The organism is Dyella marensis, from assembly GCF_049532885.1.
Lineage (GTDB): Bacteria > Pseudomonadota > Gammaproteobacteria > Xanthomonadales > Rhodanobacteraceae > Dyella_D > Dyella_D marensis.
Genome location: NZ_CP064029.1, coordinates 1,516,616 through 1,530,087 on the forward strand (window position 1 = coordinate 1,516,616; position 13,472 = coordinate 1,530,087).

General features: G+C 57.7%; 14 protein-coding genes. 2 read left to right on the plus strand and 12 right to left on the minus strand.

Going from position 1 to position 13,472, the window contains the following annotated elements:
• Window positions 1–218 precede the first annotated feature (218 nt).
• Together ISN75_RS06595 and ISN75_RS06600 are read left to right on the plus strand one after the other, a co-directional pair.
• A complete protein-coding gene (locus tag ISN75_RS06595) occupies window positions 219–5,858 on the plus strand; it encodes a DUF3320 domain-containing protein (protein WP_168648538.1) in 5,640 nt (1,879 codons plus the stop codon).
• Window positions 5,859–6,197: 339 nt separating this feature from the next.
• Window positions 6,198–7,163 carry a site-specific integrase gene (locus ISN75_RS06600; protein WP_343819715.1) on the plus strand — a complete coding sequence of 322 codons (966 nt, stop codon included), beginning with the start codon at window positions 6,198–6,200 and terminating at the stop codon, window positions 7,161–7,163.
• 179 nt (window positions 7,164–7,342) lie between these two features.
• On the opposite strand, the gene ISN75_RS06605 is transcribed toward ISN75_RS06600, so the two are convergent.
• From ISN75_RS06605 to ISN75_RS06660, 12 genes are all read right to left on the minus strand, one after another.
• Window positions 7,343–7,534 carry a hypothetical protein gene (locus ISN75_RS06605; RefSeq protein WP_343819716.1) on the minus strand — a complete coding sequence of 64 codons (192 nt, stop codon included), beginning with the start codon at window positions 7,532–7,534 and terminating at the stop codon, window positions 7,343–7,345.
• Complete coding sequence (locus ISN75_RS06610) at window positions 7,531–7,791, minus strand: hypothetical protein (protein WP_343819718.1); 261 nt, start codon at window positions 7,789–7,791, stop codon at window positions 7,531–7,533. Before ISN75_RS06610 ends, ISN75_RS06605 begins: the two co-directional genes overlap by 4 nt.
• Window positions 7,781–8,128, minus strand: coding sequence for a hypothetical protein (locus tag ISN75_RS06615; RefSeq protein ID WP_343819720.1), 348 nt, complete (start codon window positions 8,126–8,128; stop codon window positions 7,781–7,783). The genes ISN75_RS06610 and ISN75_RS06615 overlap by 11 nt, the downstream gene beginning before the upstream one ends.
• 56 nt (window positions 8,129–8,184) lie before the next feature.
• Window positions 8,185–8,520 (minus strand): hypothetical protein, encoded by a 336-nt coding sequence (locus ISN75_RS06620; RefSeq protein WP_343819721.1) that lies wholly within the window; start codon window positions 8,518–8,520, stop codon window positions 8,185–8,187.
• A gap of 1 nt (window position 8,521) precedes the next feature.
• Entirely contained in the window at window positions 8,522–9,034 is a 513-nt protein-coding gene (locus tag ISN75_RS06625) for a hypothetical protein (RefSeq protein WP_343819722.1), read from the minus strand.
• 238 nt (window positions 9,035–9,272) lie between these two features.
• Complete coding sequence (locus ISN75_RS06630) at window positions 9,273–10,178, minus strand: hypothetical protein (RefSeq protein WP_343819723.1); 906 nt, start codon at window positions 10,176–10,178, stop codon at window positions 9,273–9,275.
• On the minus strand, window positions 10,175–10,432 hold the full coding sequence (locus tag ISN75_RS06635) for a hypothetical protein (RefSeq protein ID WP_343819725.1): 258 nt from the start codon (window positions 10,430–10,432) through the stop codon (window positions 10,175–10,177). Before ISN75_RS06635 ends, ISN75_RS06630 begins: the two co-directional genes overlap by 4 nt.
• Window positions 10,429–10,833 carry a zinc-finger-containing protein gene (locus ISN75_RS06640; RefSeq protein WP_423385141.1) on the minus strand — a complete coding sequence of 135 codons (405 nt, stop codon included), beginning with the start codon at window positions 10,831–10,833 and terminating at the stop codon, window positions 10,429–10,431. Before ISN75_RS06640 ends, ISN75_RS06635 begins: the two co-directional genes overlap by 4 nt.
• 46 nt (window positions 10,834–10,879) lie before the next feature.
• On the minus strand, window positions 10,880–11,251 hold the full coding sequence (locus tag ISN75_RS06645) for a hypothetical protein (RefSeq protein WP_343819728.1): 372 nt from the start codon (window positions 11,249–11,251) through the stop codon (window positions 10,880–10,882).
• A 585-nt stretch (window positions 11,252–11,836) separates the two neighbouring features.
• The gene (locus tag ISN75_RS06650) at window positions 11,837–12,253 is read right to left on the minus strand and encodes a hypothetical protein (RefSeq protein WP_343819730.1); all 417 of its coding nucleotides are present in this window, start codon (window positions 12,251–12,253) and stop codon (window positions 11,837–11,839) included.
• Window positions 12,253–12,468, minus strand: coding sequence for a hypothetical protein (locus tag ISN75_RS06655; protein ID WP_343819732.1), 216 nt, complete (start codon window positions 12,466–12,468; stop codon window positions 12,253–12,255). The genes ISN75_RS06650 and ISN75_RS06655 overlap by 1 nt, the downstream gene beginning before the upstream one ends.
• Window positions 12,465–13,427 (minus strand): RecT family recombinase, encoded by a 963-nt coding sequence (locus ISN75_RS06660; protein ID WP_343819734.1) that lies wholly within the window; start codon window positions 13,425–13,427, stop codon window positions 12,465–12,467. The genes ISN75_RS06655 and ISN75_RS06660 overlap by 4 nt, the downstream gene beginning before the upstream one ends.
• Window positions 13,428–13,472 lie beyond the last annotated feature (45 nt).

Below are 13,472 nucleotides of genomic sequence, written 5' to 3' on the forward strand. Positions count from 1 at the left end.
GGCCAAATCAATCGAGTACTCCGATCGCCATTCGATAGAAAGTGAAATTTATGTGAATTTTGTTGCGTACTTTGCAGTGCTACCCGCTTCATTCGAATGGTTCAAGCGACCCCTATCACGATTTCACTAGCCGCTGCCGTTTTGTCCGCAGAGCGTTATAGTCTTCTTCGTCGAAAGGAGGCCTTCGAGTAATGGGAAGGCAAAAGGACGGGGGATTCATGGAACCAGTGCATGGGCAGGCCGCGTCCGCGGTCGGTGAAGAGCAGTCCATTTTTCAGAGCAATTTGCCGCTTGCAGAGAAGCTAGAGCGAGCTCGCGTCGAGTTGCTTGATTTATCAGCGCGCAACCGTTTGCTTAGTATGCCCCGGGGTGCTCGAGGTGGCCGCTCCATCGAAGTCATCGATGAGAAAGCCGGCGAGATATTCCGCTTGCTGGTCCGAGAAGGAAAGACGTTTACCTTCGTGGCGGGGCGTGCCGCAGAAATCAAGGACAAGGCGCCTGAAAGTGCGGACGGAATCTCCGCAGAAGCCGCTTCGGACAAAATGCCGATCGAGCCCGACGAGATCGAGGAACTCGCGCAACCTGACGATGATAGTACGGACGAGCGGGGTGTTTTGCGTCGGCACGCCGATACGCGTCTGCAAACGCGCTTGACCAGCAAGGGACTCCAAAAGCGCCTCCTGGAACTCTACCTGGATGCGCGCACGTTAGAGGAAGAGCAGGGTGTCAATGTGCTGTTCCTGGCAATCGGTGCCTTGAAGTGGGTCGATCCCAATAACGCAGAGAACGTTCGTTATGCGCCGCTGCTATTGATTCCAGTGCAGCTCGATCGCGGCAACGCTGGTGAGCGCTTCAATCTGAAGGTCAGGCAGGAGGATTTTGCGTCCAACTTGTCGCTCGAGGCTTATCTCGACCGGGTGCACGCCCTGCGCATGCCGGCCTTTGAGGCAAGCGATACGTTTGACCCGCTCGATTACATGGAGCAGGTACGAAAGAGCATCGAGACGAAGGAGACATGGGAGGTATTGCCCGACCATATGTCGGTGGGGTTTTTCTCCTTCGCGAAATTCTTGATGTATCGAGACCTCGATCAAGCGGTCTGGCCCAAGGGGGCCACGATAGGCGACCATCCGCTGGTCCGCTCGCTGCTCGCGGATGGTTTTGCTGGCGGAGAGGACCTCGCACATGAAGACGCCAATATCGATGCGCTGATCCCGCCATCCGAAATGCTCCATATCCTGGATTGCGACAGCTCACAGGCGCTCGCGATTCACGAAGTACGACGGGGTAAGAACCTGGTTATCCAGGGGCCGCCGGGTACAGGTAAAAGCCAGACGATCGCAAACATCATCGCTGCAGCGGTCAAAGATGGGAAAAGCGTGCTCTTTGTGGCCGAGAAAATGGCCGCACTGGACGTTGTGAAGCGCCGTCTTGATGACAAAGGTGTCGGTGACGCCTGCCTGGAGCTGCACAGCAATAAAGCCAACAAGCGCGCTGTATTGGATGAGCTTCGGCGCACCTGGGAATTGGGTGCGCCCAAGGTTGCGGATCCGGGAAGCTTGTTTGCGCGCCTGACCGAGGCGCGCGACAGCCTCAATGCGCACGCACGGAATCTGCATGCCGTCGATTCAACATCAGGACTATCTCCGTTCCAAGTCATTGGGCACTTGGTCCGCCTGCGTGAGCAGGGTGAACGCCCGAACGACATTCAACTGGAGAATCCGGAGCAATGGGGTAAGGATGGCTTCGTCGCGCGCCAGGATTTGTTGGCTGATTTAGCGAGCCGCGTGATCGAAATCGGTCGGCCAGCGGATCATACCTGGGTCGGCGTGGGGTTGGCTGCCATCTCGCCAATGGATGCCGAGCGTCTGGTCGCGCGTGTCCAGCAACTCCTGGACCGGGTCTTGGCGGCGCAGCAGCAGTTCGCCACGGCTGCTGAGTTACTAGAGCTCGAGCAGCCGCTGCGTTTGTCCGACGTTCCTCCCCTGGTGGAGCTGCTCCAGCGCATCGCGGTGGCGCCGAAGCTATCCGCGCAGGCCATGGGGCATGACGCTTGGCAAAGCCCCGAATCCATTCGGCATCTGCTCGAACTGGGTCAACGATATGCGGCACAGCGAGAGGCCCTGGCTGGCCGAATTGTCGAGAGTGCGTGGGATGCCGACGTCGGCGATATCCTTCAGGCCCTCACGGAGCTTCCAGAAACTTTCAGCACAGAGCAGTTCCAGCGTCTAGCCCGTATATCCGAAGAACTGCCCCGCTTGTTGGCCGAAGCCGCGGCGCTCGCTCGCCTACTGGGACGAGAGCCAGGATCTTCGTTTGGGGATTTCCAGACGTTGGTCCGTATCGGTGAACGCGTAGCGTCGGCGCCACCTGCCAGCCCGGAAACATTCGCGTCCGATCTGTGGAACGGTGGAGTAGAACGCGCCGGAGAGGTCGCTCAAGCAGTAGCCGACTTTGAGGTTGCCAAGACCACCATCGGAGCTCAGTTGACAGAGATGGCGTGGTCCCTCAGCCTGGCCCCGGCGCGAGCCACTTTGGCGTCGCGTGGCACGAGCGTTTTTCGTTTCCTGAGTGGTGAATGGCGTGCAGCCAATCGATTGGTAGGTTCTGTTCTAGCAACGCCGAACCAGCCGCTACCTGTCGTATTGGGATTGCTGGATGCCCTGGCCAAAGGGCAGGAGGCGAAGAAGCAGATCGAAGCAGAAGACGGTTTTGGGCGCAGCGCGTTTGGTGATGACTGGCGCGGTATGCGGTCACAGTCAGCGCCGCTCTTGGCGCTGGTCGAATGGATGCGCTCGCTGAAAGGGCTGGGTGCCGAACCACGGTTGATTGCTTCGCGCAGCCCGGAGAAAGCCGAAGTGGCAGCGCGTGCCAAGCAATTGTCGGCCGTCTGTTTGCAGGTCGAGCGTGGTCTGAAAGAAGTTTGGGACGACCTTGGGGTGGCGCGGAACTCCGTGTTTGGCGACGTGGCCGCGGTGGAGCGTGCCGATGTGAGTTCGCTGCTCCGGCTCGCGGTGCGATATACGCGTGCACATTCGGCTGCAGACGCACTGATTCCCACTGGAATCGCCAATGCGGGTGATGTCCGTACTGTTTTGGCGGCGTTGGCTGCCGGTCAGCGCGATCGCCAGGCTGTGCGTGAAGGTTTTGCGCTAGGACGGTCTGCCTTTGACGGTGAGTGGCAAGCGGAGCACTCAAATTGGGTGGCGCTCCAATCTGTTGCAGACTGGATTGGTCAGAACCCTGACATTCGAGCCTTAGCTGGTCGAGTGGGTGAGCGAGAGCTATTAGTGCCTCGCGCCAAGGTGCTGGCGGCATCGCAGGCGCTTATTCAAACCACTCTCAAAGGATTAGCTGACGAGCTCCAGTTGGACCTGGAAGCCTCCATTGGTGGCACGATTCTGGATGCACGGATTGAAGTGCTTGTCTGGCGGCTGCGACGCTGGGGCGAAGAACACGAGCAGCTCTTCCGCTGGGTGAACTACCGAGATCGTTCGGCCCGAGCTCGAGCTCAGGGCTGCGGCGATTTAGTGGCGCGCCTGGATGATGGCCGACTTGCGCCGGATGCGCTGGCTTCTGCATTCGAGATGGCCTACTTCGAGGCGACCTATGCACGTATGGTGCGCCTGGAGCCCGATCTGGCTCGCTTCGATGGGGCGACCCATGGGCGCCTTGTGCAGGAGTTTGCAGCGTTGGATCGGCAGCGGATCGTTGCCGCGAGCGCAGAAGTGGTGCGCGCACATTATCAGAACGTTCCGCCTCGGGATGGCGGGGCGCTGGGACCGCTCGGCGTATTGCGAGGCGAGATTCAGAAAAAGAAAGGCCATATATCGCTGCGCAAACTGGTAGAGAGGGCTGGGCCTGCGCTACGAGCGCTGAAGCCGGTGTTCATGATGAGTCCTCTGTCCGTTGCGCAGTTCCTCGTGCCGGGTGCGATGGAGTTCGACCTACTGGTGATGGATGAAGCCAGTCAGATTCAGCCCGTTGATGCCTTAGGGGCGATCGCGCGGTCTAGGCAGGTGGTTGTGGTCGGAGATCCCAAGCAGCTACCGCCCACCGCATTCTTCGCCAAGATGACCTCGAGCAACGAGGACGAGGATGACGATGGGGCGACCGCAGTCGCCGATATCGAGAGCATCCTCGGTCTTTTCACCGCGCGTGGTCTGCCGACCCGGATGCTGCGGTGGCATTACCGCAGCCGTCACCAGTCGTTGATTGCAGTGAGCAATCGGCAGTTCTATGAGAACAAGCTTTTTATCGTGCCGAGTCCTTATACGGCGCAGGGTGGAAGGGGCCTCAGGTTTCACCATATCCATGAAGGTCTGTTCGATGCGGGCAACAAGCGCAATAACCTGATCGAAGCGAAGGCGGTGGCGCAGGCGATCATCGCTCATGCACGCACCTACCCGAAGCTGTCCCTGGGTGTAGCAGCCTTCTCCGCCGCTCAACGTCGCGCCATCATCGATGAACTCGAACTTCTGCGCCGTGGGTTGCCGCCCGAGGTTGAGGAATTCTTCAAGGCGCATCGTTCGGAGCCGTTCTTCGTCAAGAATCTGGAAAATGTCCAGGGTGATGAGCGTGACGTCATTTTTATCTCCGTCGGATATGGCCGATCGGTGCCTAACGGGCGAGTGCCTATGCGTTTTGGCCCATTGGGTACGGCTGGTGGCGAGCGGCGCCTGAATGTCCTGATTAGCCGCGCCAAACAGCGATGCGACGTGTTTGCTTCCATGACGGACGAGGACATCGACCCGGCCTATGCCGCAGAGCGCGCAGGCGTCAACGCGTTCCGCATATTTCTCCAATATGCCCGCACGGGGCGCTTGTCGATGGCCGAGGTTACGGGGCGCGACCATGACAGCGTATTCGAGGCTCAGGTGGCCAACGCGTTGCGAACGAGGGGCTACGAGGTCCAGGCGCAGGTAGGTTTAGCCGGCTTCTTCATTGATCTGGCCGTTCTTGATGCCGATCGGCCGGGGCGATTCCTGCTGGGTATTGAATGTGATGGTGCGGCATACCACAGTGCCCGTTCGGCCCGGGATCGCGATCGGCTACGGCAGGCCATTCTGGAAGAGCACGGTTGGGCCATTCATCGGATTTGGAGTACGGATTGGTTCCAGCGGCCGACTGAACAGCTGGACATGTTGATTCGTCGCATCGAAACCCTTAAGGCTGAATTCGATGAGTTGCGAGAGGACGTGGCACTCACTGAGCAATTGGACGCAGAGGCGCCCTATGTGGAGCGCGAAGCGGTCACCGATGAGGAGGATGCCGCCGGCTTTGCACCCTATGAAGAAGTGGCTTTGGTACGGCCGCGTCATCTGATTGGAGAGTTGCATGAGGCACCGCCGGGAGCATTGACGGAGTTGGTGATCCAAGTGGTCGATGTGGAAGGGCCGGTGCACCGCGATCATGTCATTACTCGGATGCGGGAAGCCTGGGGTCTGAAGCGGGCTGGCGGTCGAATAGAAGATGCGGTCGTGCGGTCCATAGATATCGCAATAGCGATGGGGCGAATCGCTCGCTCAGGGCAGTTCTTGTCTGCTCCGAATCGTATGCCGGTGCCGCGTGATCGCTCCGGGGTCAATGCCATCGCCCTTCGTCGTGCTGACATGCTTCCGCCTGCGGAGATCGAAGTAGCAACCCTCCAGCTGATTGAAAGGAGTTTTGGTGCGACACGAGATCAGGTTATTCAGGCGGTGTCGCGTGGTTTTGGTATTCGTAATACGAGTAGCCAGGTTCGAGGTGTTCTTGAGCAGGTTGTCGACTCCATGGTTGGTAGGCGGCAACTGAGGGAGGTCGCAGGGGTGTTGACGACGACTGATAGTCCGGGACAGTCATTGGGGCAAAGGGAGTAATGGTGGCTATCACCCGTCTGTTGCCGTGAGCACTTTGGCTGTGACAAGACTGCGTTGGGCCATCCCTTGAGGATGCGATCCTGGCGGGCTCGTTGATAGATAACGATGCCATCCGGGAGCCCCGAAACGACGAAGCCCGCCTTTCGGCGGGCTTCGTTTACAATTGGTGCCCAGGAGAGGAGTCTAGGCCAGTTTTCGTAACCATTGGCACTGCTAGGTTTTACCCCAAAACTCCACGCTTAACAGCCATCTAGTTCAGTATGGCGCGGCAAGAATTCCACGAAATACCACGATAGTCCCAACTAGGATTACGCCAGATATTTCGCCAAAATTTGACCCATGGCGAGCTATCGGAAACGCGGCAAAATCTGGCGCGCGGAACTCTACCGGGATGGGCAAAGAGAGTCCGCGAGCTTTCCCACGAAAGCAGAGGCCGTCGCCTGGGCAACCCAGCGCGAGCAAGAACTGATCGGCGGCCAACTTCCTGAAAACACGGTTCGGCAGGCGCTCCGTCGCTATGCCCGCGAGGTCTCCCCGACCCATAAGGGCGAGCAGTGGGAGATAGCCCGTCTTGGCCTCATGGAGCGCGATCCGATTGCGCTGCTGCGCATGGACCGGCTCAAGGCATCCGACCTGGCGGCATGGCGCGATAGGCGCCTCAAGGCCGTCTCTGGAGCTTCCGTGGCCCGGGAGATGAACTTGCTCAAGTCCCTGTTCGAGGTAGCCCGGAAGGAATGGGGATGGCTCAAAACCAATCCCTTGGTCGACGTGAAGCGGCCAGCTTCTCCGCCAAGCCGTAAGCGTCGCATCACTGCGGACGAGATTCAGCGCCTAACCGCCGGGTTTGGCCTGAGTGAAGGTGATGCGGCCGAGACGGCCACGCAGAGGACTGGGCTGGCCTTTCTGTTCGCCTTGGAGACCGCAATGAGGGCAGGGGAGATCCTTGGCCTGCAATGGCGCGACGTGCGCCCCAAGTTCGTCATCCTGCCAAAGACCAAGAACGGGGACTCGCGGGAGGTGCCGCTATCCAGGCGCGCCAGGGCGATCCTTGATGCGCTGCCGGGCGATATCGGTCCCGTGTTCAACGTCGAAACCCAGGTCCGTGACGCGCTATTCCGGAAGGTCCGCGACCGATGCCAGATTGCAGACCTTCACTTCCATGACTCGCGTGCTGAGGCTATCTGGCGGCTATCCAAGAAACTGGACGTCATGGAGCTTGCACGTATGATCGGCCACCGCGATCTGCGCAGTCTCATGATCTACTACGCGACCTCCGCTGACGAGCTAGCCGATCAGCTTGGGTAGCCTCGCGCCACTCCATCAACTCTTTGGCGATCCACCGCGGATGACCGTCGCTGTCAACGCGCTTGGGGAATCCAGACTTGCAGGCCAGATGGTCGCGGACGTAGGTTGCGCTATAGCCGAGCAATTCGCCGGCCTGAGCAGCGCTCAGCGAACGAAGCTCGAATGGGATGTCGATCTTTTCAGCGGCGCCCATATTCCTCTCCGGTCCCATCGCTTAGGCGTGTCCAGTAGGTCACCTGTTTTATCTCTACAACCTCGATAAAATCTCGTTCCTTTACCAGTCTTGCAAATCTATAAATAAGCCTTACGAGATCATCCCTGCTAAGTTCATCAAGGCTCATCCCTTTATAGCTTTCATCGCTATATCTCATCGAGTACCCTTCCTTGTCGCCTGACTATTAACCATTTCGGAAGCGTCTTTTGCCTTTTTCGCTTTTTCTTGTCCATCATCATTGGATATAAATCCAGGGACAAGCTTTGCTACGCCTAACTGCTCAAGTCGATCGAGTTGAGTGAGGATGTCAACGATCCTAAGTATGGCTTCAGCTCGATCATGTTGCCCTATGTTGTGAAGTTCCTTTGCGCAAAACACAGCTTCGTTTATCTTCTTGAAGTGCTCATGGTTCATAAGTGCATAGCTCCAAAATTTGTTTGCGTTTTTCCGGTCCTCTGGCTGCGCCAAGACCATAGGTGCAGTAGATTTCCATTGCGGAATGGATGCGAACATTAAGTATATATTGCCGTCTTGCTATTCCATTTCTAAGGTCATCGGCTTCCTCTCGCGTAAGACCTGTCTTTTGACAAAGTGCTTCCACTGAATCACCCAACTCAATCCTTGATAGTTCCATGGCCTCGCCTAGTCTTGACGTATACTTTTTGAAGGATGCCATGTTACTCATGTAGCGCTCGTTCTTAGACATTTCTGGATCAGTTGTAAGTGGCTCACTATCCACTTCAAGTTGCATCCGATTTCTCCTGAACTTACTTAGTGAAACAACATTGGACGTAGCTTCTTCGCTGTTCAAAATTTTTCCTCCGGGTACTCAATCTCACACCAATGAGTTGCGCCAGTTCGATTCTTGAAATCGAAGTTCCCTTCGTCATAGATAAATCCCTGCCACACTCCACCCATTCCGTAGAACAATACGACTTCGTCGTATGGTGCCGTTTCGATTGGCTTCCAATTGAAGCGATGCTTCTGACTTAGTACGCGATTTTCGGTAAGAACGTCTATGACAATATCTGCAACGTCCTGACGTCCGTCATTAGCAAGGTCATCACACATCTTGATGATCGAGTCATAGCCTGGTCGTTTAGACATCACCCCACCTCCGGCGGCTCGGGAAGCGGCATCCACTTCATGTCGCCTCTCCCCGCCTGCCTGCGATGGCTTGGTCGATGTGTCGCTCCAACGCGCCCGAGCCAAGGTTGAAGGCGTCGTTGATTACCTCAATGAGGTGCGTATAGACCGTATCGTCGGAGTCGATCAGCTCGCACAGTGCACGCCACCTAAGCGCATCCCTCGCATCTACCAATTTGCTACTACTTTCCTGCGGATTAGTAGCTTCGGCGATGTCAAACGCCCTCTGTGCCTGTTCCTCGCTAACGTGGCCGACTGCTACAAGAGCATCGAATGCGAAGGCCTTCCGCGCATCCACCGAGCATTCCTCGGCACTTGCACTGCTCGCATGGGCGATGGCGGCTTGCGCAAGCTCTTCGATGACGGCATTCCGCAAGGTGATTTCGTCCATGTGGCCTTCGTGGTTCTTTGCCCACTCGGGTACGCCAGACGGCCATGTGCCGGTTGAGCGTAGATGCTGATATGCCGCATATCGCGGGAACGCCTCCCGCACCTTCTGCTGGTCGGTCATGGATTTTCTCCTAGCAATGGCAATTGCCAGCAATGGCGGGATTTCCTTTCGGTTGTCCACACATTCCGCACCGACCTTGCCTGTTAAGTTGCTTCGCTCTTTGCACAGCCAGACTGTCAACGTGGTGCGTTATTTCCTCTCCACATCGATCACATTTCGATCCAAACGAAGCAACCCCACAGCAACTTGAGAAGGGAGTTGAGTTGAACTCATTGGCACATCGTGTATAGGCCACGTCTCAACCCTCCTTCCCGGCGAGCGTCGGGGCGGCGAGCAGCATGGAGCGCAACTGCGGTGGTGTCAGCGTGATGATGTGGTGGAACTGATCCGGTTCGTTTGCCCAGCAGATTTCGGCGCCGTAGTTCTCGGCGATGTTGCACAGCGTCTCATCATTCATTGACGCCACCACCCGCGCACCTTCGGGAGGCTGAGGGGCGGCGGTGAGCGAACGTCGCAACAGGTTGTAAGCCTCAGAAGCCATATCCTGCATGTCGCTGCGAGACAGCTCCCCACCATCGGCAATCTGTGCAAGATTCTGGAATACGATATCCGGCGCGGCCGCGCGCTCGGCATTCATTGCAATGCGCGATGCTTCGTCAAGAGAAAGTCCGGCATCGCGAAGGGCAAACTCTACGCGGTCGTGCAACGACCATGAACTGCGATCCTCACCCTGCGCGCCCTGCGCTTTCTTGCCGCATGCGTAGCAGTCGTACGGCCCATTTCCATCCGTGTCGAACACACCATCAGGTTCGCACGCCGTGCATGCCTGCGCGCCATGCGACAGACGGGCGGCTAGTGCATAGGCTCTCATCTGCGACTCGGTGAAGTAAGCTGGTTCCTTTTCATAACCTCCCATCTCGAATCCTTTCCTAACCGATACCGTATTTCTATCCGTGGCATATACGGCAGGAAGGTGAGGCTTGGGCAGAGGTGGCAAATCATCCGTCACCCGCACCTTCGCCTGCGCGGAGAGGTGGGCGCTCACAGCATGATCAGCCGTGGCCGTGAGCTGCGGCATGACGACGGAAAGCACGGCATCCGCCTGCTTCTCACATTTCTCGCGCATGCCGTGACCGACAGAATAGGCGATGGCCTTGGCGATCTGATCGCGCAGTTCAAGCATGGGTAATGGCTTCGTGCTCATGACTTCGCCTCCTTTGTTTCGTTGGGAGTGGCGCGGGCGGCGAGAAAGTGATGCACTCGCTTGAGTGGTGGCGCCTTGGGATCGTTGCATTCCAGATAAAGGGCGCATTCTTTCATCAGCGAAATCACATCAATCACCTCTGCTTGCAGGCGCTGGCGGTCGGCGAGAAGGGAGAGAATCATCGCCTTCGTTGGGACGCTCTGCCATGCAGCATGCTCAAGCACCTGCTCATCCGTGTAGATCGGGTTAGTCATGGGCGTGCTCCCATCAGGCCAGCGCAAAGATCGCGCGCGCGGTGGCAGGTTTCGATATCGAAGAGTCCCCAGTGGCACTGCGCCGCGGTGAGTCCGAGCTTGCCGGCCAGCCACGCATAGGCGTCCGAGCGGGACATGCCGCCGCGCTGCCACAGGCGCTCGAAGGCCGGCTTGCAGTTCTTGCGGGCCACACGCGTCGCTTCATCAGCCAGCGTGCCCAGCGGGATATTGGTGAACGGGTGCATGCCGACGCGCGCGCCGCAGTGGTCGCACACGTACATCCACGGCCAGTCAGAGAAAACGCGGCCGTCATAGATGTCGCGGTGGTGCATGATCGATACCTGGCCCGAGCAGTACGGGCATTCGGTCGGCACAGGGATCGGATCGCGAACACGCGCCATTGCACTCTTGCTGGGGTTAAGCGGCGTTTTCTCCTGGCGCACAACCTCACTCATGGTCGTGGCCTTGGGCTTTGGCGATGGCGGAAGTGGCTTCCGCAATGACTTCATCGGCATCTCGAACGGGCTTGCCACGAAGCACTGCGCGGAATGCCAATTCCATGCGAGCTAAGGCTTGAAGAAGATCGGGCGCTGCGGATATTAGGTTTGCGCGCGCTTCCGCTGCTTCAACGCCATCTGGGTTCACGAACGGATAGCACTGGTGATAAACGATGGCGACAGCGTCGGCGTAATCGCGGTCTTCGTACTGATCGCAGTTGACCTCCGGTACTGGCGATGACCAGATGGCGGTCATGCACATGTGACTTTCGTCGTCGCAGTACCGGACATACCACGGTCCTTTGATATGGATGTCACTCATCTCACATCTCCTAGTAGGGTGGCGGGGCCGGTGCTGATCTCCGGCTTGCGTTGCATGCCCGTGGCCTTAACCACGAATATCCGTTATCACGACCCGGTACCCATAAAGGGCATATGCCACTACTTAGCCGGTATCGTTCCAACGCGGAAACGGTTTGCTTTCAAACCTGCGCATCAGCCTGCGCATTCCCGCCATAAATCGATTAGGAAGGTGGCTGGCCGATGGGATTGCCGTTGGGGCTCTCGCATGCATCCAACATCCCCGCTAGCCGGGACAAGACACCCAAAGTCTCTCCAGCCACCTTCCTAATGCCGCGTGCTACTCGACGCGGCGGCAAGTCATTCGTCAGATTCTTCAATGAACGTATCGAGCGCTGCACGAAGCATTCGCGCCTGACCCATACTCAAATGAGCTTCCGTTTCAATCCGTTCGCCGCCAGTACCATCGTTCTTGCTGAGCGCGGAATTGATACGAAGCCAGCAATGAGGCCCGCTAGATGACGAACTATCCAAAGTGACAGTCTCGCCGTATGAGGCAGTGAATGATCCGAAGGTAATTCCGCGAGGCATGATCAATCCTTGTTGGTTAAGCGGCAAACCGCCGCGAAAGTTCTTCGTCCGAATCACTGATCCCGCGCGCCAATTTCACGACGCTGGACCAGCGAACGGAATTACAGGTAAGCCCGAACTGCGACGGTTCATCGCCGAGGCAGAAGGCGAGTTGAATCGCTTCCGTAGCCTTCGACTTGGACAGCTCCTTGGATGACCGCGGCAGCATGATCATCGAGGGTTTGCCGTCGCCCATATCCAGGCCAGGAATGATTCGCCAGCTCAGCACCATGGCCGTGAGGATGTGGCGGTAGTCGTCCTGACTGAGGTAGTGCCCTCCCTTCCAAGGCATCGATGCCAAATCCGCGCACGCAGCATTGAGCAAGTTCTGCTGCGCCCGGCTCATGGGTTCTTCGCCGGAGAGTTGCCAGTCGTGGAGGTTGATGGTTTTCATCAGAATGGCAACTCCTCATCAAGGTTGATCAGTGGCAAGGTCATGACGCTGACCTTCTTGGACACGCACACGGCTTCGAGGACATAGAACTGACGCCTTGGTGCGCATTCGGCCAATCGCTCCGCCTCCCTCTGTGCTGCATCGAGGCTTGCATGGCGATGGCGAGGAGCGCCGCTCTCGGGCTGCCAGCCTAACCAAAACTTGGACTCGCTCATGCCGCATTCTCCTGAGCGATTACCTCGGCCTGCTTCGGAAGCTGCTCCTTGAGGAACGAGCGCTCCTCAGTGGTGAAGCAGCCGCCCTTACTTGGAGCGCGCCAGAGAAGCCGCTGCTCTTCCTGCGGAAGCTCGTACCAGATTTCAGCGATGGCATAGGCATCCGGTTCCTCGGCCAGTAGGTACTCTTTGATGGCGTACACCGAGCGCCAGTTACGGCCGACCGCAGCCTGATGGTGGAGAAGCGCCTGTGCCTCCTTCTCCTCATCGCTCATCAGCTCGTAGCCGCCCTCGGAGGTGTTGGCTACCTCAATGGCCTGAGCCAGCCTGTCGTCGGTATACGGCCACGTCTTGGAGGCACGCTTGATGACGGCCTTCTTAGCCATTTGCTCAAACCATTCGACCCACGGACCGGCCTTTTTCTTGGCATAGGCCGAGGATTTCTCGCGGATCTTCTCCAGCTCCGCGATGGGCATGGTCTCGCATAGGATGTCGCCATCCTTGGTCTTGGCGACGCAATAGGCTCCCACGATAAGGCCGCGATCAGCCTTGAAGGCGTCAGCCCGATGCTCAGGCATCGCCGCGGGACCGTTGTAGGTGAACGAGTCATCCTGATAGACGATGTCCGCCCGCGCCCACAGGATCGACCCGGAGTCCGTAGCGATCTTGATCAGGCCCTTGTAGCTGATATCCAGGACGATCTGGTTGTCCCGGGGAACCAGGTAGGCATAGCCGTTCGCCGGATTCAGCGTCAGACCCGTCGAAGCCACGTTAATCATCGCCAGCTGCACGCTGTACGGATTCTTGTTCGCCGTCTGCATGGCGTAATCCGTCTTCATCAGCATCTGCATGGCGAAGATGCTTTCCTTGTCGTAGTTGACGACATGGGTAGCGGCAATCTTCGTGAATCTATCCTTGGACTTCTGGATAGCTGCCTGATAGGGGGCAAGCTCGTTCATGGAAATCTCCGCACGCTACAATCCGGCGTGCACGGTGTTGGAATT